Annotated in this window: 21 protein-coding genes and 1 pseudogene; 11 read left to right on the forward strand and 11 right to left on the reverse strand. The window is 69.7% G+C overall.

Annotated features, from left to right (window positions below):
• Window positions 1-161: 161 nt before the first annotated feature.
• From FDZ84_RS00395 to cutA, 3 genes are all read left to right on the forward strand, one after another.
• Window positions 162-2,462: a PQQ-dependent sugar dehydrogenase gene (locus tag FDZ84_RS00395; protein ID WP_168584203.1), complete on the forward strand. Its 2,301-nt coding sequence runs from the start codon at window positions 162-164 to the stop codon at window positions 2,460-2,462.
• A gap of 91 nt (window positions 2,463-2,553) precedes the next feature.
• Window positions 2,554-3,330 (forward strand): IclR family transcriptional regulator C-terminal domain-containing protein, encoded by a 777-nt coding sequence (locus FDZ84_RS00400; protein WP_168584204.1) that lies wholly within the window; start codon window positions 2,554-2,556, stop codon window positions 3,328-3,330.
• 211 nt (window positions 3,331-3,541) lie between these two features.
• Window positions 3,542-3,802 carry a divalent-cation tolerance protein CutA gene (gene cutA, locus FDZ84_RS00405; RefSeq protein WP_246868708.1) on the forward strand — a complete coding sequence of 87 codons (261 nt, stop codon included), beginning with the start codon at window positions 3,542-3,544 and terminating at the stop codon, window positions 3,800-3,802.
• 29 nt (window positions 3,803-3,831) lie between these two features.
• Here the strand turns inward: cutA and FDZ84_RS38420 are convergent, their stop codons facing one another.
• Window positions 3,832-4,017, reverse strand: a complete 186-nt coding sequence (locus FDZ84_RS38420; protein WP_246868709.1) for a hypothetical protein — start codon at window positions 4,015-4,017, stop codon at window positions 3,832-3,834.
• Window positions 4,018-4,489: 472 nt separating this feature from the next.
• Between FDZ84_RS38420 and FDZ84_RS38425 the strand changes: the two genes are divergently transcribed.
• Entirely contained in the window at window positions 4,490-4,786 is a 297-nt protein-coding gene (locus FDZ84_RS38425; RefSeq protein ID WP_246868710.1) for an Imm1 family immunity protein, read from the forward strand.
• 44 nt (window positions 4,787-4,830) lie between these two features.
• Here FDZ84_RS38425 and FDZ84_RS39875 read toward each other — a convergent pair.
• The 4 genes and pseudogenes from FDZ84_RS39875 to FDZ84_RS00435 all read right to left on the reverse strand — a co-directional run.
• Window positions 4,831-5,097 (reverse strand): annotated as a pseudogene (locus tag FDZ84_RS39875) (GH25 family lysozyme); the annotation flags it as partial.
• Between the two features lie 371 nt (window positions 5,098-5,468).
• Window positions 5,469-5,885: an Imm1 family immunity protein gene (locus tag FDZ84_RS00425; RefSeq protein WP_168584206.1), complete on the reverse strand. Its 417-nt coding sequence runs from the start codon at window positions 5,883-5,885 to the stop codon at window positions 5,469-5,471.
• Window positions 5,882-6,568 (reverse strand): DddA-like double-stranded DNA deaminase toxin, encoded by a 687-nt coding sequence (locus FDZ84_RS00430; RefSeq protein ID WP_168584207.1) that lies wholly within the window; start codon window positions 6,566-6,568, stop codon window positions 5,882-5,884. The genes FDZ84_RS00425 and FDZ84_RS00430 overlap by 4 nt, the downstream gene beginning before the upstream one ends.
• A gap of 341 nt (window positions 6,569-6,909) precedes the next feature.
• Window positions 6,910-8,034 (reverse strand): GMC family oxidoreductase, encoded by a 1,125-nt coding sequence (locus FDZ84_RS00435; protein ID WP_246868711.1) that lies wholly within the window; start codon window positions 8,032-8,034, stop codon window positions 6,910-6,912.
• A gap of 199 nt (window positions 8,035-8,233) precedes the next feature.
• Here FDZ84_RS00435 and FDZ84_RS00440 point away from each other — a divergent pair, with 199 nt between their 5' ends.
• Window positions 8,234-8,920, forward strand: coding sequence for a DUF899 family protein (locus tag FDZ84_RS00440; RefSeq protein ID WP_168584208.1), 687 nt, complete (start codon window positions 8,234-8,236; stop codon window positions 8,918-8,920).
• 573 nt (window positions 8,921-9,493) lie between these two features.
• Here the strand turns inward: FDZ84_RS00440 and FDZ84_RS00445 are convergent.
• Window positions 9,494-15,019 carry a biotin carboxylase N-terminal domain-containing protein gene (locus tag FDZ84_RS00445; protein ID WP_168584209.1) on the reverse strand — a complete coding sequence of 1,842 codons (5,526 nt, stop codon included), beginning with the start codon at window positions 15,017-15,019 and terminating at the stop codon, window positions 9,494-9,496.
• A 436-nt stretch (window positions 15,020-15,455) separates the two neighbouring features.
• Here FDZ84_RS00445 and FDZ84_RS00450 point away from each other — a divergent pair, with 436 nt between their 5' ends.
• The 4 genes from FDZ84_RS00450 (at window position 15,456) to FDZ84_RS00465 (ending at window position 19,754) form a co-directional block, all read left to right on the forward strand.
• Window positions 15,456-17,825 (forward strand): xanthine dehydrogenase family protein molybdopterin-binding subunit, encoded by a 2,370-nt coding sequence (locus tag FDZ84_RS00450; protein ID WP_168584210.1) that lies wholly within the window; start codon window positions 15,456-15,458, stop codon window positions 17,823-17,825.
• Complete coding sequence (locus FDZ84_RS00455) at window positions 17,822-18,673, forward strand: xanthine dehydrogenase family protein subunit M (RefSeq protein ID WP_168584211.1); 852 nt, start codon at window positions 17,822-17,824, stop codon at window positions 18,671-18,673. Before FDZ84_RS00450 ends, FDZ84_RS00455 begins: the two co-directional genes overlap by 4 nt.
• Window positions 18,666-19,151: a (2Fe-2S)-binding protein gene (locus FDZ84_RS00460; RefSeq protein WP_168584212.1), complete on the forward strand. Its 486-nt coding sequence runs from the start codon at window positions 18,666-18,668 to the stop codon at window positions 19,149-19,151. Before FDZ84_RS00455 ends, FDZ84_RS00460 begins: the two co-directional genes overlap by 8 nt.
• 171 nt (window positions 19,152-19,322) lie before the next feature.
• Window positions 19,323-19,754 (forward strand): universal stress protein, encoded by a 432-nt coding sequence (locus FDZ84_RS00465; RefSeq protein ID WP_168584213.1) that lies wholly within the window; start codon window positions 19,323-19,325, stop codon window positions 19,752-19,754.
• Between the two features lie 26 nt (window positions 19,755-19,780).
• On the opposite strand, the gene ppk2 is transcribed toward FDZ84_RS00465, so the two are convergent.
• The 4 genes from ppk2 to FDZ84_RS00485 form a co-directional block, all read right to left on the reverse strand.
• Window positions 19,781-20,620: a polyphosphate kinase 2 gene (gene ppk2, locus FDZ84_RS00470; protein ID WP_168584214.1), complete on the reverse strand. Its 840-nt coding sequence runs from the start codon at window positions 20,618-20,620 to the stop codon at window positions 19,781-19,783.
• Between the two features lie 42 nt (window positions 20,621-20,662).
• Window positions 20,663-21,547: a universal stress protein gene (locus FDZ84_RS00475; protein WP_168584215.1), complete on the reverse strand. Its 885-nt coding sequence runs from the start codon at window positions 21,545-21,547 to the stop codon at window positions 20,663-20,665.
• A gap of 46 nt (window positions 21,548-21,593) precedes the next feature.
• A complete protein-coding gene (locus tag FDZ84_RS00480) occupies window positions 21,594-22,580 on the reverse strand; it encodes a nitroreductase family protein (RefSeq protein WP_168584216.1) in 987 nt (328 codons plus the stop codon).
• Window positions 22,581-22,675: 95 nt separating this feature from the next.
• On the reverse strand, window positions 22,676-22,912 hold the full coding sequence (locus tag FDZ84_RS00485) for a hypothetical protein (RefSeq protein ID WP_168584217.1): 237 nt from the start codon (window positions 22,910-22,912) through the stop codon (window positions 22,676-22,678).
• 948 nt (window positions 22,913-23,860) lie between these two features.
• On the opposite strand from FDZ84_RS00485, the gene lexA reads away from it, so the two are divergent.
• Complete coding sequence (gene lexA, locus FDZ84_RS00490) at window positions 23,861-24,535, forward strand: transcriptional repressor LexA (RefSeq protein ID WP_168584218.1); 675 nt, start codon at window positions 23,861-23,863, stop codon at window positions 24,533-24,535.
• Between the two features lie 87 nt (window positions 24,536-24,622).
• On the opposite strand, the gene FDZ84_RS37565 is transcribed toward lexA, so the two are convergent.
• A complete protein-coding gene (locus FDZ84_RS37565) occupies window positions 24,623-25,054 on the reverse strand; it encodes a transposase (protein WP_210435378.1) in 432 nt (143 codons plus the stop codon).
• Window positions 25,055-25,343: 289 nt separating this feature from the next.
• Between FDZ84_RS37565 and FDZ84_RS00500 the strand changes: the two genes are divergently transcribed.
• Complete coding sequence (locus tag FDZ84_RS00500) at window positions 25,344-26,222, forward strand: alpha/beta hydrolase (protein ID WP_168584219.1); 879 nt, start codon at window positions 25,344-25,346, stop codon at window positions 26,220-26,222.
• The last annotated feature ends 13 nt before the right edge of the window (window positions 26,223-26,235 follow it).

Consider the following 26,235-nt stretch of genomic DNA (forward strand, 5'->3'; position numbering starts at 1 on the left):
GAAGAACAAACGACGACTACGGGCGCGTCCGCGACGTCACCATCATCGGCACTCCCGCTCCCCTGACAGCGGTTTCCGGTTCTTCTCCCGCAGTCCACCGCTTTCCACCGGCGGCCTGCGATGCATGACCAACCCACAACGGCGAGGGATGGAGTCCTACCATGCGCGTGCGCAGATCCTGGGGCGCCGCGATCACCGCAGTGGTGGCCGCAGCGACCCTGTTAGCACCACCGGCGGCCGGCCCCGCCGACGAACCGATCACCGATCCGATCCCCGAAGAGCCGCAGCAGTCCCGGCTCGGCCTGGTGCTCCAGGAAGTCGCGCAGCTGCCCGCGTCCGAGGCGACGCCCCCGGCGACCGACCCGCGGCTGGTCCGGCACAACCGGATCAACTACATCGGCGAGGTGCCCGACGGCTCCGGGCGGATGTTCGTGCCCGACCTCAACGGCCCGCTGTACCTGCTGGACGGCGGTCAGCAACACGTGTACCTGGACTTCAAGGCGCGCTTCGAGCACTTCTTCTCCGGGCGCGGGATGGGCAGCGGCTTCGGTTTCGTCGCCTTCCACCCCGACTTCGCGCGCAACGGCAAGTTCTACACGGTGCACAGCGAGGACGAGGCGGCCATCGACTCCGAGGAGCCGACCTATCCGAACCAGCCGAAGGCGTCCGTGCAGAGCGTGGTGACCGAGTGGACCGCCGACGATCCGGCCGCCGACGTGTTCACCGGTTCCCAGCGGGAAATCTTCCGGTTCGGGTTCACCACCCAGCTGCACGCCATCCAGCAGATCGACTTCAACCCCACCGCCAAGCCGGGCGACCCCGACTACGGCCTGCTGTACCTGGGAGTCGGTGACGGCGGCATCGGCCTGGACTCCGACGTGCCTCAGGACATGAGCACCCCGGCGGGCAAGATCCTGCGGATCGACCCGGCGGGCACGGACGCACCCAACGGCCAGTACGGCATTCCGGCGTCGAACCCGTTCGCCGGCACGCCCGGCGCGCTGGGCGAGATCTACGCCGTCGGCATGCGTGACCCGCACCGGTTCAGCTGGGACCCCGAGGGGCAGCACGCGATGTACCTCGGCCACATCGGCCAGCACGCGATCGAAGCGGTGTACGAGGTCCGCGCCGGGGACAACTTCGGGTGGAGCGAGCGCGAGGGTGACTTCACCTTCCGCCCGGAGAACCAGTGCTACCTGTACCCGCTGCCGGCGGACGACGAGAAGTACGGTTACGTCTACCCGGTGGCCGCCTACGACCACGATCCGCCGCAGGGCTGGCCGTGCAACTCCGACAGCGGCCACGGGATCTCCGGTGGCCAGGTGTACCGGGGAGCGCAATTTCCGCTGCTGCAGGGCAAGTACGTCTTCGGCGACCTGGTGGACGGCCGCGTGTTCTACACCGACGTCAACCGGATGAAGCGCGGCGCGGAGCGCGCGCCCCTGCACGAGTTGCAGCTGTTCGACACCGCGGGCAAGCAGCTGCGGATGACGGACTTCGCCGGGGATGGTCGGGTGGACCTGCGCTTCGGCACCGACTCGCGGCGCAACCTGTACCTGCTCGCCAAGGCCAACGGAAAGATCTGGAAGGTGGCCGGAACGCGGATGGCCCCCGGCTCGGAGGTCACCGCGCAGGTAAAGCGGAACCTGGTCGCCTACTACGACTTCGAGCGGCCCTTCGCCGCCGACGATTCCCGCGAGCTCGACCGCGGCTCGTCACGTACCCTGCTGAGCCTGCTGGGCGGCGGTGCGGACATGCGGGTGTCCGACGGCGCGTTCCCCGGCAGCAACAACGCCCTCCAAGCTCAGCAGGTCAACCCCGGAGTGGCCGGCAAGGACGACTGGAAGGCCGGTGTCTGGGACGGCAACGGCGTCTCGTCGCTCAGCGCGTTCAATGGCACCGGGGGCGCGACCGTGATGGGCTGGTTCAAGATGACCGGCGAGAACCCCAGCCCCAACTCGAACACGCCGGACCCGGGCGACCGGTACAACGCCGTCGGCTTGGCCGGGATCCTCAGCGGCAGCTCCGATGGCCACGACGTCCGGGCGCTGCTGGAGTTGACCCAGGTCGACGGTGAACTGCGGCTGGTGGGGCTGGGCCGCCGCATCGACGGAGGCAACACCCAGACATTCGCCGCCCGGCAGGACTGGCGCGAGATACTGCCGCCCGGCGAATGGGTGCACCTGGCGGCGACGTTCGACTACACGACCGGCGAAATCGCCCTCTACCGCAACGGCCAGCCGCTCCCGGGCGTCTACACGGTCCCGGGCGACCCGTGGCGGCTCGACGGGTCCGGTACGACGAAGACGAACCCGCGAGGAATCAAGATCGGCGGCAGCTTCCCGCAGAACACGGCGGAGCGAAGCCCGTGCAACTGCCGGATGGACTCGCTGATGTTCCTGAACACGGCGGCACAACCAGCAATGATCAACCACCAGTACCACCGCTTCTTCCAACGGTAAAACCCCAACGCGGGGCGGATGTTCGATTGACGCACATGAGTTCGGAGACGTAGATTGGCTGAAATCATCGTTGCCTGACGGGAATTGCGGTATGGGCCGACTTGCGGACAAGGACAGTGCCGTCCGGAAGCAGCGGAAGCTCGCCAACGCTCCTAACGCCGCGGACTTCTCCGAAGCGCTGGCGCGGGGCATGGCGGTGCTGTCCGCCTTCGACGGTGAGAACCGGCGGCTGACGCAGGCCGATCTTGCCCGCAAGCTCGACCTCTCGCGCGCCACGGTTCGGCGCGCCGTGCTGACCCTCGAGCACCTCGGGTATCTCGTCGCCGACGGTCACGCGTACGAGCTCAGCCCGCAGATCCTGCGGCTGGCCGCCGGATACCTGACCTCCAACGTCACCGGCTCCGTCATGCAGCCCGTCTGCGACCGGATCTGCGCGCAGGTGCAGGAGGCGTGCTCCGTCGCCGTGCTCGACGGCGCGGACGCCGTCGTGATCGCCCGCGCCGTGCCGAACCGGCTGATCCAGGTGGGCAGCGGCATCGGTTACCGGACCCCGGCCGCCATCTCGTCGCTGGGCAAGGTCCTCCTCGCGCACCTGCCGCCGCAGGAGCAGGCGAGCGCGCTCGGTGCTATCGGCGCCGGGGCGGCGTCGCTCGACGGCATCGAGCGGGACGGCTTCTGCTACGTCGCCAACGACGTCGAACCGGGAGCGCATTCGATCGCCGTGCCCCTGCGGCGGTGGGACGGCCGGGTCGTCGCGGCCCTGCACGTGGGATGCAGCATCGAGCGGATCTCCCCCGAGGCCATGCACGACCAGGTCCTGACGCTCCTGCGCGAAGCGGCCGGCGAACTGCACAACCAACTCATCTGAGCCATCCGTCCGAAGTGGACCGCAGCACGCTGAACCCGCCTTCAGGAAGGTGGCGATTTCGCGCGAAATCGCCGCCCCCTACGCCTGCCAAGTGGCGATTTCGCGCGAAATCGCCGCCCCTCTGCTCGGGCGCTCTGCTCGATACCCTGATCGCATGGCTGACTACGTGCAGGTTGTGACGACGACGGACTCGGAATAAGCGGCGGCCACCTTGGCGCGGAGCATCGTGGAAGCGAAGGGCGGCGCCTGTGTGCAGGTGGTGCCGATCCGCAGCTTCTACCGGTGGGCGAACGCCGTTCAGGATGACCCGGAATGGCAGCTCCAGATCAAGACGTCGGCCGGGCGGCTCGACGCGCTGATCAAGCACATCAACGAGCACCACACCTACGACGTGCCCGAGATCATCGCGACACCGATCACCGGCGGCAGTGATGCCTACCTGTCGTGGGTCGACGAGGAAACTCAAGCCTGAGAATTCGCAAGCAGCCCCGACGTAACCCGCTACCGCAGGGCTTCGGCCGTGCCTCGTCCGCTGTCCTGCGGCAGCACCTCGGTTAGTTCCCACAGCCGATCTTGAGCGAGGCTTGCCTCGATTCGGACGGCGAGCGGCAAGGCTTCGGCCGCCAGCTCGTCAGCCCGGTCGACGTCCGACCGTGTTGCGGCCGAAAGGGCGAGGTCGGCGACCACGAGCGCTCGAACCTTTGTCTCGGTCGGCGACAGCGCTGAGAGCAGCGACCCGGCGAGAGAGTCGGTCTCGCGGTGGCCCAATCGCCGTACGACGAAACGGCGAGACTGCCGAGCCTGCTCGCCTCTATCGCTTGCCGCGCCGCGACCCACGCCTGCGTTGTGGCTGTCGAGCCTCGGACGTGCTCGCCCGCTTCGCCGAGAAGCTGCACGGCCTCGGCGGTCTTGTCCTGCGAGGCAAGTAGGTATGACCAGTAGTTCAAGGTGCAGGCGGTCAGCGGTCCGTCGCCTGCCTCGTCAGCGAGCTCAAGCGCTCGCCTGTACCGGCTCACCGCTTCGCGCGGCCGTGCCAGGTCGAACGCGAGCCATCCGGCAAGCGCCTCGGTTTCCCCGGCCGCGGACAGCAACCGGCGGCGGTCTTGCTCACGGGTGGTCGCTTCGAGCAGGCGGCGCACCGTGGCGCTGTGCGCGGCTGGTGCACAACGGCCGCCCGCTGTGGGACGCGGAAACGAATTTTCCCGACCACGACGTGTTCGCCACCGTCCGCGACGGGTTCGGCTACAGCTCCTACCAGGATGCCACCCGCGGCAAGGCGTACCCCGAGGGCGACCCCGCCTCGGAAGGCTGCGAGTTCGACGACGATGACTTTCCGCCGGGTTCGGGCCTGCCGGTCGAGCGGTTTACCGAGGTCCTCGTCGAGTTCCTCAACAGCGCCGACCGGCCCGCCTCGGTGACGTGGCGCGACGAGCACCCCGAGGCCGCGGGCGAGTAACCCGCTCGACGGCGGTCACGTTCCGCGCCGGTGGTGCGGCGGGTGAGCCGCTGCGTGGAATCGCGGGCGAGCGCAGCGTTCCCACCGCCGGCCTCGACGTCGAGGATCACCCCGACCTCGCGGGGAACGGTGCGCATGATGTGCTCGGCCTGCTCTGCGGCGCTGATACCGCCCTCTTGGTAGTGGTAGGCCGTGTGCAGCAGGCCAGCGGCGCGCGCCTGGTCGAGGTGGCGGCGAAACTGCGGCGATTTCGCGCGAAATCGCCGCCCCCAACGCCTGCCAAGTGGCGATTTCGCGCGAAATCGCCGCAGGAGGAATCACCGGGTCGCCAAGGGTGCCGGTGCCAGACCAGGCGCCAGCCAGCTCTACTGAGCCAACGGCCGCTCGCCGTCGGTGCGATGTGGCTCAGCGTGCAGCAGGCGAACGCGTTCACGATCCGCCTGTCCGCGCTCGGCGTCGCTGTGTCGGTCGCCCTGACACGGTGGACGCGTCGTAGGGCCACCCCGGCGGCCCGGTCTCAGACGGCCGACGGGAAACCGCTCGTACCGGCTCCGCCGACCGACTCGCCTATTGAGGGACGCTCGGCGACCCGCCCGGTACTGGCTGCGCCGGGCATACGAAACGCCCCCGATCTCCCGTGTTGTGCTCGCTTCCCGGGGAGATCGGGGGCGTTTTCTACGTGTTAGCGCGCCGCGATCCACTCAACACACGCCGGGCGCTCGCCAGTGCGGACGTACTCGGCGACGGCCCGTAGAACGAGCTCCATCGGCAACTCCGTGTGCGCGTCCATCGGCGTGTGGTGAAGCCCGCCTAGCCAGTAGTCGACGGGCTCCGTATTGGTGCCGTTCGCCGGAACCATCGGCGGTTGATCCTGCCAGGCGAGTGCACCCGTCTCGGCGTCGCGGACGCCTACCGACAACGCCGGTTGCTCGTACCACGGAAGATCATCGCGGAGGCTCGACAACGTCCACGACCAGGGACAGCCGAGCTCCGGATCTTGGCTCAGTTGCCGAATCGCGTCGACCAGATCCACATCCGGCGTAAGCTGCCGGACATCGATGTCGTTGCTCCGTAGCAGATCGCTCGTACGCGCCGTCATGATCCCTTCCCGTGGTAGGTGTGGCTGAACGGTTTCCCGTCGGCCGTCGTTCCGTACACGGTCATCGAGCGCCCCCGTGGCAAGAACCGTTCAAGCATGTCATGGCATCCCCGTGTCTGCCCCGGCTCCGAGCCACACGGGGCGTGGTTGATCACGACTTCCTGATGTTGATCACCGGTTCGGGTCATCATCGCCGCGATCTTCATTTCGACGTGTCGCCGCAGGTCGAACGGGCGGCGAACGCCGATCTCCCGTAGCCGTTGGTCGACCGTGTCCGAGAATCCGTCGGCCCCGGACTGAACCCGCGTCGGGAGCCCGTTCACACGGACGTAGCCGACCGTCGGCGAGCCCGCGCCACGCTGCACACGTGGCGGTAATCCTTCGTCGACCGCCCACGCCGCCGCCCCTGGGTACTCCGACCCGTCGACGCCGACGGCGTTCGGCGGGCGCTTCGGCACGGCCAGGCGCTCCGGTTCCGGCGGCTTGCTCCCGGCGGCCGAGCTCGCCCCCGCGCCGATGCACCGGCGGTACTGCTCGATCCGCTCCCTGATCGCCGCCACCTTGGCGCGTGCCTCGTCGAGCTGGTCGGCCGCCGACCGCTGCAAGCCGAGCGCCTCCGCCGCCTCCAGATCATTGGAGCCGGAGAGAGCCTGTCCGAGCGCCTCCCGGCTCTCGTCGCACAATGTGAGCGCGGTGTCTATCTGACTGGTCTCGCCGTGTCGAGCTTGCCGACGGCGTTTGCCAACCCCTTGCCGACATCCTCTACCGACACCCGTACGCCCCGATCCTGTCGCCGTTGCAGTCGGACGGCCGATCATGCCGGGCGTCACCGACACCCTGTTTCAAGATCACCCCGCGGTTGCGCCGGCGGTGGGTGATCATGGTAATGGAGCTGCGCAAACAGGCTCGGAGTCAGCGGCGGGACGCGCCTCGTCAGCTCTCGGACCACTCACGGGTAACGGCCGCCATTTGCCGTTTCCACGGGTGCGGGTCGTCGCGGGCGATCTGTTCCCACACGCGGGCGTTAGCGCGGGCGAAGACGTCGACCGCCTCCGCCGACGCGGCGGTCCACGCGGGCGTGTCGGCGACCCACGCTTCCGCGCTGGCGGACGTGTGCCCGTCGGCGATCAGCCGGTACACCAGGACGCACGGGTCGATGAACGCCGCGCCCCGCGTAGGCCACGCCCAATCGATGAGGTGCGCCGCGCCTGCCTTGTCGATAAGGACGTTCAACGGGTTGTAGTCGGTGTGCAGCAGCGTCGAGCCGGCCAGCTCTTCGAGCGTCGCTGGTGTAGCGGATGCAGACGTTCGTGTGCCGATCGTCGGGCGTGCGCATCGCCGATTCCTCGTTCAGCGGGATGCCGACGAAGACCACCGGGTGGTCCTGCAGGCCCTGGCCGACCGGCAGGTCCCGCAGCACGTCGATGCCCAGCGAACGCAGCTGCCCGGCCGGGCCGATGCCGGAGCGCAGCAGGATCGACGGCGTGTGGCTCGCGCCCGCGCTCAGCACGACGAGGTCCGCGTGCTCATCGGTCATCGCACCGTCCACGAGCACCCGGACACCGGTGGCCCGCCCACCGGAGACCAGGACGCGGTCGACCACCGCGTCGCCCCGGACCACCAGGTTGGGCAGGTCACGGGCGGGATCCAGGTAGGCGTCGTTGGTCGACACCCGACGGCCCAGGCGCGAATTGATGGGGTACGGCGAAATTCCGGTCGCGCCAGGGGCGTTCACGTCCGCGGCCCAGCCGTACCCGGCGGCGCGGGCCGCCCGGGCCAGCGCCGCGTCCACCGCTCCCCACTCCGCCTCCGGTGTCCGGTAGATCGGGATCGGACCGCCGCGGCCGTGGTACGGGGCGTCGCCGAACTCCTCGTCGTCCTCCAGCTTCGCGAAGTAGGGCAACACGTCCTCGCGCGCCCAGCCGGTGCATCCCGCTCGGGCCCAGTCCTCGAAGTCCTCCACCGGCGGACGGATCGCGATCTGCCCGTTGATCGCCGAGCTGCCGCCGGCCCCGCGCCCGCGCCAGTACGGCGCCGGCTTCTGCTTCTCGGTCCGCGACGCGTTGAGCCCCGGCCACACCAGGGGCCGGGTTGCCTCGGGGTCCAGCAGCGCGCGCATCGGGTTCGGTGACCGCCACGCCTCCGGCATCTCGTGCGACGTTCGCCGCCTCGGAGGGCGCAACGGATTTCCCGGCGACACCGCACGAGCACGGTCAAGTGCCACACCTCGATGCAGCGGGCGCATGAGCTGTATCCGCATTTCAGAAAACAGGGCCGATGAGTTCGGCGCCCGGACGGGGTCTATACCTGCGAACCGCAAGCGGTGAGCGTGATCAAGGAGAGAACCCATGAGCCCCAACGCACTACCTCCCGTCGTCGATGCCCACACCTGGCAGCGCCAACTCGATGCCTTGCGCGCCCGGGAGAAGGCCGCGACCCGAGAACTCGATGCGATCGCCGCCCAGCGCCGCCGCATGCCGATGGTCGAGATGCCCGACTACACCCTCGAGGGCGAGCAGGGACCGGTCCGGCTGGCAGACATTTTCGGGGGCATGTCGCAGCTGATCGTCTACAACCACATGTGGTCCCCCGGGAAGCAGTGGCAGTGCCCCGGCTGCACCGGGTTCACCTCGCAGTTCACCCGGTTGGAGTTCCTGGAGAACTGGGACGCCCGGTTCGTCATCGTCACGCAAGGACCGATCGACGAGGCGCTCGCCTACAAGCGGCGGGTCGGGAACAAGATGGCCTGGTACTCCACCGCGAACAGCTCATTCGGCACCGACGTCGGCGCACCACCCGGTGGAGGATTCGCCGTCAACGTGTTCCTGCGCGACGGCGATACCGTTTATCGCACCTGGCACACCAACGGCCGCGGCACCGAGCAGATCAGCCACACCTTCGCGCTGATCGACCTGCTGCCGTACGGGCGGCAGGAGGAGTGGCAAGACTCGCCCGAGGGCTGGCCGCAGGGACCCACCTACAGCCGGTGGGCCAGCTCCGAAGACATCGCCGCGCACTACGGCTCGGATGATTGACGGGGTAGTTCAGGCACTTATCGATCTTGCCCGGGACGACCGGGAACGAGGCCAGGCCGCGGACCACCGACGTCACGCGGTGCATCACGGCTTGGTGGCGCCCAAACCGGCCGGCGTCCACTTGGGACAGTCCGAGCAGGTCGCAGCTCACCCGGAGCGGCAGCAGGCCGGCGCAGTCGCGGAGCAGGTCGAAGCTGCCGCGCTCGATCGCCTCGTCCAGCAGTTCGTCGGCGATGTCCTCGATCCGCTGCCGGTACTTCGCCATGCGGACCCCCGCGCTGCGCAATTTCCATTGAAACCGGACCTTCGATTTCCATTGAAATCGCACCTTCGATTTCCATTGAAATCGCACCTTCGATTTCCATTGAAATCGCACCTTCGATTTCAATGGAACTTGCGGCATGAGGGGGTCTTCGATACGCGACAACTCCTCGTCGTCCACCCGGCCGATGCGCAGTCAGGAACATTTCGTGGTGCTCGGGCGCAAGGTGTCGAACGCCTCCAGCAAGAAGACCGCGGGACCGGTCGTGAGTGCGAAAGCCGGCAAGAACCGGCTTTCGCACTCACGATTCGTCACCCGCGGCGCATTCCGCGCTCGATGGCATCGATGATCCGCGGCCGCAGTTCGTCGGCGCGGACGATCGCGTCGACCGACCCGACCGCTACGGCCCGCTGGATGCTGTGCACCCGGTCGAACTCCGCCGCCACGTCGCTGAGCTTCTCCGCGCGCACCGCCGCCCGGACATCGGCCAGCTTCAGGTTCAGCGTCGCCCGCTCGGTGCTGCCGTGTGCCTCGGCGACGAGCTCTTCGAGCTCGCGCACCGCGGGGTCGTTCGCCGTCCGCGCGTTGACCTCGCCCGCGAAGACCACCGCGGCCGCCGGCGCGCCGCCGATCACCGAGGCGAAAGAACCCTCCACGGCGAGCACCGTCATGTTCGGGTTCAGGGCCTTGGAGAACACCACGAAGGCGCCGCCGTGGTACCTGGAGATCACGCAGAACACGATCGGGCCGCGGAAGTTCACGATGGCCCGGCCGATTTCGGCGCCGTACTCCAGCTGCAGCTTCCGCATCGACTCCGGCGAGCCGTCGAACCCGGACAGGTTCGCCAGCACCACGAGCGGCCGGTTCCCGCTGGCCGCGTTGATCGCCCGCGCCGCCTTCTTCGACGAGCGCGGGAACAACGTGCCGGCGGTGTAGGAGTCCGGCCCGTCGGTGGGCGGGAAACCGCGGCGTGCCACCGGCTGAGATTCGATCCCGAGCAGGCACACCGGCCAGCCGCCGAGGTGCGCGTCCTGCACGACCGCGGTGTCCGCGTCGGCCATCCCGGCCCAGCGCTCCAGAACGGGGTGGTCCTGGTCGGCGACCGCCCGCAGCACCGTGCGGATGTCGAAGGACTTCTTGCGGTCCGGGTTGCTCGCCGCGGCGAAGATCTCGCCCACCGTGGTGAAGTCGCTGCCCGCCAACGCGTGCGGGAAACCGGAGATGTCCCGGTCGTGCGGGTCGGTGGTGCCGGCCCGCCGCGGCGCGGACTCGCCCGGGACGACGTAGGTGTGGTCGTAGTGCGTCATCAGCACGTCACGCGCGGCACCGAGGTTCGGTGCCCAGTACTGGGCCTGGCCGTTCGGCCCCATCACCCGGTCGTAGCCGCCGATGCCGAAGTTGTCCTCGGCCGACACGCCGCCGGAGAAGTCCAGCGACTGCTTGCCGGTCAGCACCATCGCCGAATCCGGCGTCATCACCAGGATTCCCTTGGTGTGCATGAGCATCGTGGCCTCGGCGTTCCAGTACGGCTGGGCGCCGACGTTGATCCCCGCCACCACGATGTTGATCTCGCCGCCGTCCTGGGTGAACTGGACGATCCGCTTGAGCGCGGCGGCCACCCAGTCCATGTTCTCCGTGCCGGAATCCATCGAGATCCGGGCACCCGCCGACAGCGCGAACCACTCCAGCGGCACCTGCAGCCGTTCGGCCAGGTCCAGGGCTGCGATCACGCGCGAGCACTCCGGTTCCGACAGCGCGCCGAGCGCCTTGGTCGGATCGCCCAGCAGCACCACCCGGGTCACTCCCTCGGGATGGAGCTCGGTCGGCGTGCTGACGACGCCGGCGACGATGGCCGCCGAGTTCTTGCCCTTCGGGCGGTCCACCGGCGCCAGCACGCCGGTCTCGTCGAGGTCGTGCTCGACGAACGTGCCGCCGGGCCCGGCGAGCATGCCGGTCAGCTCGTACGGGTAGGCCGTGCCGCGCTTCGCGGCGCGCAGCACCTTCTGGCGGTAGCTGTCCAGCGGCTCGATCGGTTCGGTCGGCGGCTCGATGGCGGACAGCTGCATCCCGGTACCGGCGTCGTAGCCGATCCGCACGGCGAATTCGCGGAGCTCGCCGGTCTCCGGGTCGCGCCGGCGCCCGAGGAACAGCACTTCCTCCAGCCCGGCACCGGCGGTCGTGGGCAGCACCCGTTGCGCGATCGTGTTCAGCTCATCCGTGGACAGCTCGCTCGGCGGCCACACGTAGATGGTGATCCGGTTGGTGCCGGACTGGTTGTTTCCATTGGGCGCACCGGGTTTCGCTTGCGCCTTGCGGACCGCGTCGAGGCACGCGGTGAGCACGCCTTCCGCGGCGGGCAGCGCGACGAGCCTGCCATCGTCGTCCCGGAGCGGGGTCAGGTCCCGCACCTGGGCCAGCGCCACGAACCGCTCGTCGGAGGGGTTGTTCGGCGCCACGCAGCGGAAGAGATAGACCTCCTCGTCGGCCGAAGGCAGGCGGGTGAGGTCGAATTCGCCCAGCCGCTCCAACTGCATCCGCTCGGCGATGCGCGGGTGCAACCCGCGGATCAGGCGTTCCTCGGCGAAGCCGGTCGGCGACGGGCGGAACGTGAAGTGGTGGTGCATCACCGCGCCGCTGCGGCCCGCCACGGTGGTGGTGATGCGGCTGACCTGGCTAGGCAGCGGTTGGGCCGCGAGCACCTCGGCCAGCTCTGCCGCCATCGCGTCGGTGTCCTCGGGCTGATCGGCCCAGACGAGGTAGATGTCGGCGACCAGCTCGCCTTCCGGCGCCAGCTCGCCTTCCGGCCCCAGTTCGCCCAACGCCCGCACGGCAGCGGGCAGGGCTACGAAGTCGACCGCGGTGGCCGCCACGCGCGAGTGCGCGCTCCGGTGCTCGGCGCTGACGAACGTGCAGCCCGCGACCCGGGTCGTGCGGACGTCTTCGAGTTCACGGTTGCCGTAGTAGCGGCGGGTGAGCACCTCCAGCAGCGGCGCCGGATCGGTGCCCTCGCGACCGATGCGCTGCCCGACCAGCCGGACCAGCGGTTCGGCGCTGGTGACCATGGCGGAGATCCGCTCCGCCCGGTCCGGTGCGTCCGGGTGCTGGTCGAGGTGGCGCAAGTGCTTGCGCACGCCCGCGTAGACCTCCGCGCGGCTGCGCCGCAGCATGGGCTGGGCGAACCAGCGGAAGACCACGGTGCGGGCCAGGTCGGAGACGGCGGGGAACCGGAGCTGGGTGGCCGCGATCAGGTGTTCCAGCGCCAGTCCCGCGGCCTGGCGAGCCGCCCCGGACGGGGGTGCCTCGGCGAGCCACTGCCGCAGCAGGGCGGTCACCACCGCCGCGTCCGTCGTGGCGCGCTGCTGGGCTAGGAAGATCCGGAAGACGGCCTCTTCCAGCTCGGGCGTCCGGTCCAGCTCCTGGACCCCGTAGTTACCGAGCACCCGGACGAGGCGCTGCTGGAACGTCTCGGAGAGCCCGGCCCGCTCGACGTCCAGGCTCTGCAGGTAGGTGTGGAAGTACTCGCGGGGGCTGTGCACCCGCGAGTCTGCCTTCGTCTCCTCCCCGACCGGCCGGTTGCGGCTCAGCTCGGAGAGGTCGGCGAACACCGCCAGCAGTTCGATCTCCTCGGCGAGCGGGCGCTGCCCGGCCTCGACGAGTTCCGCCCGGGCGGTCAGGTAGTCCGTCAGCACCCGGCGCTCGTCGTGCGGGTCCACGTCGAACCCGAGCAGCAGGCTGCGCAGATCCTGCTGGCCGCGGGTCGCCCGCTGCTGCGCGCCGAGACCGTCCGGCCCCGGGGGCAGGGCGAGGTCGGCGGCGGCTTCCCCGGTGGGCTGCTCGGAGCCGGCCTCGTCCTGGTCGCCGAGCGGTTCCAGCCGCAGCAGCGGCGCGCCGGTCTCGACCTGGCTGCCCGCCCGCACCATGCATTCCCGCAGCTTCGCGCGGAACGGCGCGCGCACCACGGTCTCCATCTTCATGCTCTCCAGCACGATCACGGGAGCACCGGCTTCGACCTCGGCGCCGGCCTCCAGCGGGGTGGCGACCACCAGGGCAGGCGCCGGTGCGCGCAGCACACCGCCCTCGTCCCGGCTGACCCGGTGGGCGACGCCGTCGACCTCCACCAGGTGCACGGGGCCGTGGGTGTCGGTGACCAGCCGGAACCGCTGCCCGTTGACCGCGATCTGCCCGGCGTGCGAGTCGAACCGCTCGACCTCGACGTCCGCGGGGTGGACGTCGCCGCCGTTTGCGGTAGCGATGCCGACCCGGAACCGCTGGTCACCTACGCGCGCCACCTGCACCCGGTAATCGGCGCCCCGCAGCTTGAGCTCCAGCGGTCGACCGCTCTCGTGGCGCGCCTGGGGTCGGCCGCCGTGCGCGGCGGCCAGGAACCGCTGCCGTTCGGCGAGTTCGGCGTCTTCGTAGTCCTTGATGGCGGCCGCGGCCAGCGCGATCGCGGAGTGCCGGTGCGCCTGGAGCTCGCCCTGCGCACGCACCCGGTCGATCCACCCGGTGTCGGCGGTGGCCTCGATCACCTCGGGCCGGTCGAGCAGGTCGAGCACGAAGCTTTTGTTAGTCGCGCCGCCGGAGACGATGACCGTGGTCTGCGCCATCGCCCGGCGCAGCCGGCCCAGCGCCTCGTCGCGGTCCCGGCCGAACGCGATGATCTTGGCGATCATCGAGTCGAAGTCGGCGGGAATGGTGTCGCCCTCGCTGACCCCGGTGTCCACCCGGATGCCGGGACCGGCCGGGAAGTCGAGGCGGACGATCTTGCCCGGGGACGGGGCGAAGTCGCGGTCCGGGTCTTCGGCGTTCAGCCTGGCCTCGACGGCGTGCCCGCTCTCGGCGGGCGGCTCGCCCTCCAGCTTGCCGCCGCCCGCCACATGCAGCTGGGCCTTGACCAGGTCGACGCCGGTGGTGGCCTCGGTGATCGGGTGCTCCACCTGGAGGCGGGTGTTGACCTCCAGGAAGGCGAACAGCCGCTCGCCGGGGTGGTAGAGGAACTCCACGGTCCCCGCGCCCTGGTAGCCCACGGCGAGGGCGAGCCGCTCGGCGGCGGCCTTGAGCTCCCCGCTCTGCTCGGTGCTGAGCACCGGGGAGGCCGATTCCTCGATGACCTTCTGGTTGCGCCGCTGGATCGAGCAGTCCCGCACCCCCAGCGCCCACGCCGTGCCCTGCCCGTCGGCGATCACCTGGACCTCGACATGCCGGGCACCCGTGACCAGCCTTTCGAGGAAGACCGCGCCGCTGCCGAAGGCGCGCTCGGCCTCCATCCGGGTGCGCTCGTAGGCGTCGACCAGTTCCCGCTCGTCGTTGATCATCCGGATGCCGCGGCCGCCACCACCGGCGGTCGCCTTCAGCATCAGCGGGTAGCCGATCTCGGTCGCGCTGCGGATCGCCGCGTCCAGGTCGGCGACCTCACCGCGGCTCCACGGCGCCACCGGGACGCCGACCTCCTCGGCGATCAGCTTCGCGCCGATCTTGTCGCCGAGCTTGCGCATCGCCTCAGGGCTCGGCCCGATGAAGGTCACGCCCAGCTTCTGGCAGAGCTCGGCGAACGCCGGGTCCTCGGCGACGAACCCCCAACCGACCCACGCCGCGTCGGCACCGGTTTCGGTCAGCGCCCGCTCCAGGACGCCGAGGTCCAGGTAGGGCCGCGCGTGCGCCGGGCCGAGGTCGTAGCTCAGATCGGCCTCGCGCACGAAGGCGGCCGTGCGGTCGGCGTCGGTATAGAGGGCCACGGTCTCGATCCGGGCCCCGGTTTCCGCCGCGACCTCCCGCACGGCATGGATCAGCCGCATCGCAGCTTCCCCGCGATTGACGATCGCAACACGACTGAACACCGAGCAGACCTCCTGCAGCTTTCTCTCCTGGGGGCAACAACACCCCGCTAAGCACACCTTCCTGGCTACCGGTTGGTATGGATATGTCGCAACTACGGCGTGGTGCGCCCCGAAAATCGTCGGGCATCGCCAAATCGACCCGACCGGCGGCCCTCCCGACTGCCCCGGCGCAGCAATTTTAGTGATCCATATCTCATCGGGCGGTAGGTGCCCGTGAGCACTTTGCGGTGCTATAGCACCCGGAAACACTCACGGGCCCTGCACCGGCCGATTCGGTCACCCGGTCGGTACCCGAGCCGTCCATCCGGTGGATTGCGCCCGAACCGGGGTTGCAGCACGCTACCCCGGGGATCACGACTATGACCGTCACCACTCGTTCACCAACAGGCTCTGAGACCGGGTGGCTCCCGCCGAGCGCGGTGACCGGGGAGGCCGGATGGTGCTGCCAGCGCCGAGCACGGGCCCGACGCTGCTGGGTGTCCGGGTGCCGCGCATCGAGGACGACCGACTGGTCACCGGGCGTGGCCGCTACGTCGCCGACGTGGTCCTGCCGGGCATGGTGGAGGCCGCGTTCGTCCGCAGCGAAGTCCCGCACGCCCAGGTGCGCGGCGTCACCACGTCGGCCGCGCTGGATTCGCCCGGGGTGTGCGCGGCGTTCGGCGGTTCGGACCTCGGCATCCCCGCGGTTCCGGACCTGATGACCTGGGTCCGCCCCGTTCGGCACTTCCCGCTGGCGCGCGACCGGGTCCGCTACGTCGGCTGCCCGCTCGCGGTGGTGGTCGCCGACGACCGTTACCTCGCCGAGGACGCCGCCGAACTCGTCGACGTCGACCTCGAACCGCTGCCCACCATCGACACCGTCGACGCGGCCCTCGCCGCGGACGCGCCGCTGCTCTACCCGGAGTGGAACGACAACCTCCTCCTGTCGCTGGCCCCGGAGAACCCGGCCGTGGACGAGGCGTTCGACCGGCTGCGCGTGATCAGCGGCACCTACACGACCCACCGCCACGCGGCCGTTCCCATGGAACCGCGCGGCGTCGTGGCCGAGTACCGCGACGGGCGGCTGTCGGTGTGGACCTCCACCCAGGCCGCCTTCATGGTGCGGTCGATGCTGTCCGCCGTGCTGGGCCTGCCGGAGCGCGACATCCGGGTGATCACGCCCGACGTCGGCGGCGGGTTCGGCCAGAAGAACGAGATCTACACCGAGGACTACGTGATCCCGTGGCTGGCGATGCGGCTGCGCCGCCCGGTGCGCTGGATCGAGGACCGCCACGAGCACCTGATCACCGCGTGCCACGCCCGCGACATGCGCATCGAACTGTCCGCCGCGGTCCGCGACGACGGCACCATCGAGGCCCTGCGCGGGCGGATCCGCACCGACCTCGGTTCCGGCGAGATGTTCCCCGCCGGATTCGGTCCCAGCCTGGTGGCCGTCGGATCGCTGTGCGGGCCCTACCGGATTGCGCACCAGTGCGTGGCGGTCCAGGGCGTGGTCACCAACAAGACCCCGCTCGGCGCCTACCGCGGTTTCGGCATGCCCGAAGGCACTTTCGCCATCGAGCGGCTGGTGGACAAGATCGGCCGCGAACTGGGCATCGACCCGCTCGAACTGCGCCGCCGGATGATCATCGAACCGCACGAGCTGCCCTACGAGACGGCCGCCGGCGCGCGGCTGGACTCCGGGAGCCACCGCGAGGCCTTCGATCGCGCCGTCGAGATCGGCGAACGGCTGCTGGCCGCCGAACGCGAACGCGCCGCACCCGACGCGCTCCTCGGCGTCGGCTACGCCACCTACATCGAAGGTGTCGCCGCCAGCGCGTTCTCGATCACCGGCAACTGGAGCGGACAGGACTCCGCCGACGTGCGCTTCGACGCCGACGGCGGGGTCACCGTGGCGGTCGGCATCTCGGCCATGGGGCAAGGCGCGCACACCATGGTTGCCACCCTGGTCGCCGAGGAACTGGGCCTGCCGATCGAGCAGGTGCGGGTGGTGATGGGCGACACCGACACCGCCCCGTTCGGCCTGGGCAGCTGGGCGAGTCGCAGCGCCGTCGTCGCCGGCGGCGCGATCGCGCGGGCCACCGAAGTGCTGCGGCGCAAGGGAACCGACATCGCGGCGCATCTGCTGGAAGCCGCCCCGGACGACCTGGAGCTGGCCGACGGCGGGTTCCAGGTGCGCGGCAGCCCGGGCAGCTCGGTGTCCTGGGCGCAGGTGGCGCGGGTGGCGCTGACCCGCACGTTCGAGCTGCCGCCGGGCGTCGAACCCGGGCTCGACGCGCGCGCGAGCTACGAGCCGCCCGGAATGGACCACGCGCCCCGGCCCGACGGCAAGATGAACGGTTCGGCCACCTACAGCAACGCCACGCACGCCGCGATCGTCGAGGTCGACACCGCCACGGGGGTGGTGAAGGTGGTGCGGTATGCCGTGGTGCACGACTGCGGGCGCGTCATCAACCCGCTGACCGTGGCCGGCCAGATCCACGGCGGTGTCGCGCAGGGCATCGGCGGCACGCTCTACGAGCAGCTGCCCTACGACGACGGCCAACCGCTGGCCACCACGTTCATGGACTACGTGCTGCCCACCGCCTGCGAGATCCCCGAGATCGAAACCGAGGAGCTCAGCAGTCCCGCGCCCGAAACCCCCTTCGGCATCAAGGGCGTGGGCGAGGCGGGCATCATCGGCCCGCCGGCCGCGATCGTGCGCGCCGTCGAGCACGCCCTGGAACCACTGGGCGTGGCCGACATCGACACCACCCCGCTGACTCCGTCGGCGGTGCGGCGCCTGATCGAGGAGGCCGCGTCTTGAAGCCCCCACCGTTCGACTACGCCCGCCCCGAGACCCTCGGCGAAGCGGTGCGGCTGCTCGCCTCCGACGAGGACGCGAAAGTCCTTGCGGGCGGCCAAAGTCTGCTGCCGATGATGAACTTCCGGCTCGCCCGCCCCAGCATCCTGGTCGACATCGGCCGGCTGCCGGAGCTGACCGAGCTGCGCCGCGAGGACGACGTGCTGATCATCGGAGCCGGCGTTCGGCAGCGGGCGGCCGAGACCTCCCAGCTGGTCCGGCAGACCTGCCCGCTGCTCGGACGCGCGCTGCGCCACGTCGGCCACCACCAGATCCGCTCCCGCGGCACCGTCGGCGGATCCCTGGCACACGCCGATCCGGCCGCCGAGCTGTGCGCGTCCGCGTGCGCGCTGGACGCCGACGTCGTGGTGACCGGTGTCGGCGGCCGGCGCACCATCGCCGCCACCGACCTGTTCCTCGCGCCCTACGAAACTTCGCTGGCCGCCGACGAAATCCTCACCGAGGTGCGAGTGCCGATTCGCGAAACCGCCCGCTGCGGCTTCGCCGAGATCACCCGGCGCTCCGGCGATTTCGCCATCGCAGGAGTCGCCGCGGCGCTGGAGTTCGACGACGGGACCGTGACCCGCGCGCGGCTGGCCGGCCTGGGCATCGGCGGCACGGTCCGACGACTCGCCGAAGCCGAAGAGTCGCTGCGCGGGCGGGCGCTCACCGCGGAGTCCATCAACGCGGCGGCCCGGGCCGCCGCGGACTCCGCAAGCCCGCCCGACGACCTCCACGCCGACCCCGCAACCCGCCGCGCCGCACTGCAGGCGGCCGCGCAGCGAGCCCTGGAGCAGGTGGCGCATGGCTGACAACCCCACCGCACACCGCGAGATCACGCTCACCGTCAACGGCCGGAAGGTCCAGCGCCTTGTCCCGGTGCGCCGGCTGCTCGTGGACTTCCTGCGCGACGACCTCGGCCACACCGGCACCCACGCCGGTTGCGAGCACGGCATCTGCGGCGCCTGCACCGTGCTCATCGACGGCGAACCCGCGCGTTCCTGCATCACCCTGGCCGTGCAGGCCGACGGCACCGAGGTCACCACGGTGGAAGGCATCACCCCCGACGATGGCCTGAGCCCGATGCAACAGGCCTTCAAGGACTGCCACGGACTCCAATGCGGTTTCTGCACACCGGGATTCGTCGTGACGCTGTCCGCCGCCGACCCCGGTGATCACCCCGACGACGCCTCGATCCGCGAACTGCTGTCGGGAAACCTCTGCCGCTGCACGGGATACCAGCACATCGTCGACGCCGTGAACGAAGCATGGGGCCGCGCCCCTGGCTGAGCGACCCGTGCGGGTGACGTGGCCGCCTGATCCCACCTCCGTGCCCGATCGGCAGATCCCCGGCGCGGCCGAGGACGGCCACGAACGCGGTGCTGACATCTCCGGCAGGTTGGGTACTCCTCATGTGCGAGGGAGCTTCGCAGGTCTGGAAGCCGGCACTGGGAGGACGCAATGAACGAGCACCGGTACACCATCGTCGTCGGCGTCGACGGCTCGCCCGCTTCCAAGGCGGCCCTGCGGTGGGCCGTCTGGCAGGCGAGACTGGTCGACGGCGGCATCACCGCCCTGATGGCCTGGGACGCTCCGCTCATCTACAACTGGGAAGCCCCCGGGCTCGAGGACTTCGCCACCACCACCGCCAAGCACCTGCACGAGGTGGTCAACGATGTTGCCGGCGACTCCGACGTGGAGATCAGCAGGGAAGTCGCGCAGGGGCACCCGGCGCGGGCGCTGCTGGACGCCGCCGAGTCGTCCAACGCGGATCTGCTCGTCGTGGGCAGCCGCGGTCACGGCGGATTCACCGAGGCGCTCCTCGGCTCGGTCAGCCAGCACTGCGTGCACCACGCCCGCTGCCCCGTGGTCGTGGTCCGCGGCGACTCCTGACCAGTCGCGGCCCGCGGAAACCTCGATCACCCGAGCGATGCGGCGTGGTCGGGCACGTACCTGAACGCGTCGCGGGGCGGACGCCGGTAGCCGCTGGCGCCCGCCCGCGCGGGCAGGTCCACCCGGGGGCGCGGAACCTCATGGTACGGCACGCTCGACAGCAGGTGAGCGATCATGTTGATCCGCGCACGCCGCTTGTCCTCGCTTTCCACCAGGTACCAAGGAGATTCCGGGGTGTCCGTCGCGGCGAGCATCTCGTCCCGCGCGCGGGAGTAATCGTCCCAGCGGGTCACCGACTCCAGGTCCACGTGCGAGAGCTTCCACTGGCGCATCGGGTCCTCGACGCGTTTGCGCAGCCGACGCTCCTGCTCGGTGCGGCTGATCGAGAACCAGTACTTGCGCAGCAGCAGCCCGTCGTCGATGAGCAGCCGTTCGAAGATCGGGCACTGCTCCAGGAAACGCCGGTGCTCGTCCTCCGTGCAGAAACCCATGACGTGCTCCACCCCGGCGCGGTTGTACCAACTCCGGTCGAACAGCACGATTTCCCCCGCCGCGGGCAGCTGCGCGATGTAGCGCTGGAAGTACCACTGCGTTCGCTCCCGCTCGGTCGGGACGGGCAGCGCGGCGATCCGGGCCACCCGGGGGTTGAGGTATTCCGCGACGCGCCTGATCGTGCTGCCCTTCCCCGCCGCATCGCGCCCCTCGAACAGCACCACGAGCCGCTCGCGCTCGGCCCGGACCCATTCCTGCAGCTTCACGAGCTCCGCTTGCAGCCGCAAGAGCTCGCGTTCGTAGGTGGCACGTGGCAACCGCCGCGGCCCGGGGTGCGCCACATCGGACCGAGCCGCATCACCGGCACTGGTCATGTCGCTCACCTCCAGCACGCGGCGCGGCGCGTGCCCCGGAGCTCATCCCGCCCGCACCACGAGCACTGGACAGGGCGCCGAATGGACGAGGGCGCGACTGGTCGAGCCCAGGAGCATCCCGGTGAGGCCTCCGCGCCCACGGCTACCTACGACGATGAGCTGCGCGTCTGCGCCGTGCAAGGCCAGGAACCGCACCGGTCGGTCCCGCTCCACGACGCGCTGCACCCGCACGTCCGGGTACCGCTCCTGCCACCCCGCCAGCCGCTCGGCGAGCACCCTGCCTTCTCTTGCCTCGATCGCATCCCAGTCACGTTCCGCGTCCAGGGCGAACCATTCATCGATGGCGGTGTCGCTCCACACGTGGAGGGCCACCAGCGGAACGCGCCGCACGGACGCTTCCTCGAACGCGGCCTCTAGGGCGCGCTCGCTGACCGCCGATCCGTCCACTCCGACGACGACCGGCCGAGTTCGTGCCACGCCGGGATCCGTCCGGGCGGCCGGGACGACGACCACCGGGCACTGCGCCAGCATGGCGACGGTTTCCGCCGTGGACCCCAACGCCCGTTTCACCCCGGTGGCGTCACCCAGGCCGCGGGTGCCGACGACCACCCGCCGAGCCCCGGCCGACTCCTCGACGAGGACCGCGGCCGGCTTGCCGTGGCGTAGTTCCTGGGTGATCGCCACGTCGCCGGCGACCGTCGCGGCCAGCTCCGCCGCCTGCGACAGCCATCGGCGGCGCTGGTTCACGATGACGTCGAGAACGTTCGGCGACGTCGGCATCCCATCACCGGCATCATCCGCCCCACCAGCAACGACACATACCAGCCGCAACGCTGCCCGGTGGAGCGCGGCGTCCGCTGCGGCCCACCTGACCGCATCCGCCGCGACGTCCGAGCCGTCGATGCCCACCACGTCGAACGCCTGCATCCGGCATCCTCCCGCCCGGCCGCTCACGGCGGAACCGTTGGAAGCGCTAGTCGTCGATCAGCAATTCCCGCAGGTCACGACGCGGAGTCGCGGGTGTCGGCGAGCCGTATCCGATCCGCACCACGGCCTGCGGGTACAACCCTCCCCCGAGCAGCTGCCGCAGTTCATCCCGGGTCTCCTCGACCTCCACGACCGCCGACAGCAGCGACGACGCCAGGCCCAGTGCCGTCGCGGTGAGCAGCATGCGCTGCATCGCCTGCCCCGCGCGCAGGTCGTCGAGCCTGCTGTCGTGGTTCGAGCACACCACGACCATCAGCGGATCGGACTCGAAGTCCTTGCCGGGAACCCGCACACGCGCCTGACCACCGGAGAAATCCCGCAGCACCCACTGGTCCTGGGGCTCCGGCAGCGGCCCCGCCGCGGCAGCCGGCACGCCTTCGGCCGCGCCTTTCGGCCGCCCCGTCCACTTCGCCAGCTCATCCCGGAAGCGCACGTCCGCCATCTGCATCCGGTGCGCACGGTGCATTAAGCCCTCCAGGCTCCCCAACTCCGGGCGTGTCATCGTGCGCAACGAGCCCTGCTCGCGACGCACCGCGGCGGCCAGCGCGTGCCGGTGCGCGGCCGGGACCGGGTTCTCCAGGAACGGACGCCGGTTGCTGCGTCGCTTGGGAATCGCTTGGTACAGCGCCAGTTCCTCCGGCGCTTGCGTCGCCGGTCCCCCGCTGCGCAGCTCGGCCAACGAGGTCGGCCCGGCAAGCCGCGGCAGCAGCGCGACGACCGGCCGCACGCCGAAGTGCTCCAATGCCAGGCGGAGGTTCAACAACGCCGCACCGCAGGCCAACCGCAGTTCCCGGTCGGCCGGATCCGCAGCGGGCAGCCGCCGCCGCGGGTCGCTGTGCAGCTCGATCACCTGTTCCGAAAGACGGAAGCGCCATGGCTGGCTGTTGTGCAACGACGGTGCCAGGCCGGCCTGCTGCACCACGTCCTCGGTCTGCTCCGCGGACAAGCCCAACGCGGTTGGGAATGAAGCCATCTCCCGCCCCCCGGGTACGTCGCCGGACCCCGAGCCGAGTTTGGCAGACCAGCGACTCCCCCGCCGCGCTCCATCCCTGGTTCGTGTGCCGCGGCTCAGCGATCCGGGTAGGCCTCGTGCCACTGCTCCCCGGCCGGGCCACGGCTCATCAGGTACTCGACGTCGCGTCGAGCGTCGGCTTCGCTTTCGAAGCCGATGCGGGCATGCTGCTCACCGTGCATCAGGTAGGTCACCTGCCACTTGGGGCCATTGCGTTCGAGAACGATCTCGTACAGGGCAAGGGGATGCCAATCTGATACTCCGGCAAACCAACGCGCTACGGGTTCGAACAAGGCGCGCCTCATCTTCCGACCAGAAGCCACTTGATGTCGGGCCTACCAGTCAGTATCCCCGCACCTCCGTCACTGCGACGAGGACTTTCAGCCCTTATTCGTCTCCGAAATGCAGGGTCCATCGCGGGTAGTCGTGCACCGGGGTGACCGGCGCGGGAGTGAGATCGGCCAGGATGTGGGAAGCCGACAGGAGAGGCCGCCAGTTCCGGTGCCACGACCCGCTCCCCTGCGTGCACCCGCCGCAGCGGCGTCACCAGTTCCGGTGGAGTACCGCTATCGGGCGGTGTGTGAGGTGCTAGGTGGTTCGCCGACGGGTGAACCGTGCGGGCATGAGGCGAGGGCGTCCATGATCCGCAGCGAAGGACGCCGTGCGTGTTTTTGGGTGCTATGGCACCCACAAACGCTCACGGGTGTTCTTCCGCCACGCGAAGGTGGCCATCGGCAGACGTGCCCCGAACAGGGCGCGTCGCCCAGCGTGTGCTGGCCCTGGCCGCCGCGATCCGGCACAACTTCCGCACCGGCCACAGTCGTGTTCACTCCGCCATCCGGTCAGCAGCTTGCACAGGTGCGCGGGACCGCATTTCTCGCCCGCACGGTACGCCTGACGGGAGGTGGCCACGCACTGGTTCCATACCCACCGGCACCGATCCCACTCGGCCAGCAGCGCATGCCGGGAGGTCAGCGACAAACGAAGCCGATAGGTGTACCGGGCGTGCCCGGCATCCTCGGTCTTCACTGTTGCTGCCATATGGATCACCGTAGCATTGGGTTTATGGCCATCGACAGCGAGTTCCGTACAGGAAGACACGTAGTTTTCCGCATGCATGCTCACTTGGTTTTCGTCACGAAGTACCGGTCGGGAGTGCGAGAACCGGTAAGAGCCGGCTTCGCAGTCGCCGGTCCGGGCCGGTGGCTTGGTCGCGGACGTCGACCTCTAACATTCCGCAGGTGGCCGCCTACGACGATCTCGACGCGTTCGAGCACCTGGACCCCTCGACCCTGCCGCTGCGTCAGCAGAGAATCCTGGCCACGATCCGGGACTGGGTGACCAGGTATGGGTATTCGCCGAGCACGCGCCAGATCGGCGATGCCGTCGGACTCAGGTCGTCCTCGTCGGTGTCGAAGCACCTGACGAGCCTGGAGGAGAAGGGTTTTCTGCGGCGCAGCACGACGATGTCCCGGCCGATCGACGTGCGGGCCTTCCTGCGGCCCACGGCGCGGCAGTCCGGCGATGACTCGGTGAGCGTGCCCGTGGTCGGCGATATCGCCGCCGGAATTCCCATCGCGGCCGAAGAACACGTCGACGACGTTCTGTCGTTGCCCCGCGAACTCACCGGTCGCGGCAACGTTTTCGGTCTGCGTGTGCGCGGTGACTCGATGATCGACGCCGCGATCTGCGACGGCGACATCGTCGTGGTCCGGCAGCAGCCCGAGGCGCATTCCGGACAGATCGTCGCCGCGATGATCGACGGCGAGGCGACCGTCAAGGTGTACCGCCGCCGCAACGGCCACGTCTACCTGGAGCCTCGCAACCCGGCTTACGAGGTCATCGACGGTGACACCGCCGTCGTGCTGGGCACCGTCGTCTCGGTACTGCGCAGCATGTCAGCTTCTCGGTCCTAAAGGACCGGGGGCTTGCGCAGCCGTACCCTCTGCTGATTCCCCTGAGTTCTTCCAGGGCGATTCCGGCCGAGGTGCGTTCAGCCTCGGTCACGATCGTCTTGGCGACGATATGATTCTGGTTGGCGGCGTGGCGCTGTTCGCGCCGGTACGCTTCTTGAGCAGTCGCTTGGCGGATTTAGTTCCTTTGGCCTGTAACTTGCGGCGGAGTTCGAGTTGCCGTTTGCGATACCGGTTCAGGCCACGTCCTGCGGCGCGGTAGCCGGTTGAGGTAGTGGCGATGTTGGCAATGCCAAGGTCCACGCCGATGAACCGTTCCGGCTCGAACTGCCCGGCCTCGGGAACCTCGCACGTGGCGACCAGATAGAACACGCCGTCGCGCTGGATCAGATCGGACTCTCCCCGCCGGTGCTCTCGCAACGTCTTGAGCGCATCGGGGAGCAGGCGAAGCGGACGTTCTTGATGCGCCCAGAGGTGGTCCAGATAGATACCGTCTGCGCGTCGTACTGCCAACTCAAGCACCGGTCAAGTTGATCCGCTGGGAGGCGTTCGCCCGCGCCACCGGCCTGCGCTGACGTCGCGATCAGCAGAAGTCCCCGTACACCGAAAGGTGTGCGGGGACTTCTGCTCCATCCGGGAATGTGCCAAGCATGGTTCCGGCTTGTGCCCGAACCTCGTTAGGCTGCGCGTACCTTTGCAGGCACCCACCTCCCGGAGTCGCCGAGATCCGATCACCGGATGAGGCTTGCCCGCAACACCCGGGCCTTCCGCGAAGGCGACCAGCACGCATGGCAGGACAGGTAGGTACTCGATGACGCAGCCCGACGACGATGCACGGCCGACGGCATCGCACCTCGAAGGAACCCTGTCCTCGGGGCAGTACTGGCAGAGCTGGACCGTCGATCAACCCGGGAGTCGCGGTGTCCAGGCTACGGGGGTGGTCGTGCTCGTCCACGGTGTGCACGAGCACAGCGGTCGCTACCGCCGCGTCGCGGAGCGGCTCAACGCGGCCGGCTACGCGGTCTATGCCATCGACCATCCCGGGCACGGCCGCTCGCCGGGAACGCGCGGCAACATCGGCAGCATGGCCGCTGCCGTCGCGGGGGTCGACCTCCTGGCGCGGCTGGCCGGTCAGCGCCACGAGGACGTGCCGCTGTTCGTCTACGGGCACAGCCTCGGCGGGCTGATCTCCCTGCAGTACCTCACCGGGACGCCGCTGGACCGAATCGTCGGTGCCGTGATCTCCGCCCCGGCCCTCAACACCGGCGCGGTGTCAGCCGTGGAGAAGGTCATCTCACCGCTGCTGTCCAAACTGCTGCCCGACCTCGGTGTGCGCAGCCTCGACGCGAACACCATCAGCCGCGACCCCGAGGTGGTGCGGGACTACCGCACCGACCCGCTCAACCACGCCGGGAAGATGCGAGCGCGGACCGCCGTCGAGATCATGCTGGCCGTCGAGGCCATGCCGCAGCGCCTGGCTTCGCTGACCATGCCGCTGTTCGTCCTGCACGGCGGCGCGGACCGGCTGATGCCACCGGCCGCCAGCGAGCTGGTGCGCACCCACGCCCGGTCGTCGGACCTCACCCTGCGGGTCTACGAAGGGCTCTACCACGAGGCGCACAACGAGCCGGAGCGGGAACAGGTGCTCGACGAGATCGTGGACTGGCTCGACGCCCACCTGAAGGCCTGAGAGCCTGTCGGCG

This window comes from Saccharopolyspora sp. ASAGF58 (assembly GCF_012277335.1).
GTDB lineage: Bacteria > Actinomycetota > Actinomycetes > Mycobacteriales > Pseudonocardiaceae > Saccharopolyspora > Saccharopolyspora hattusasensis.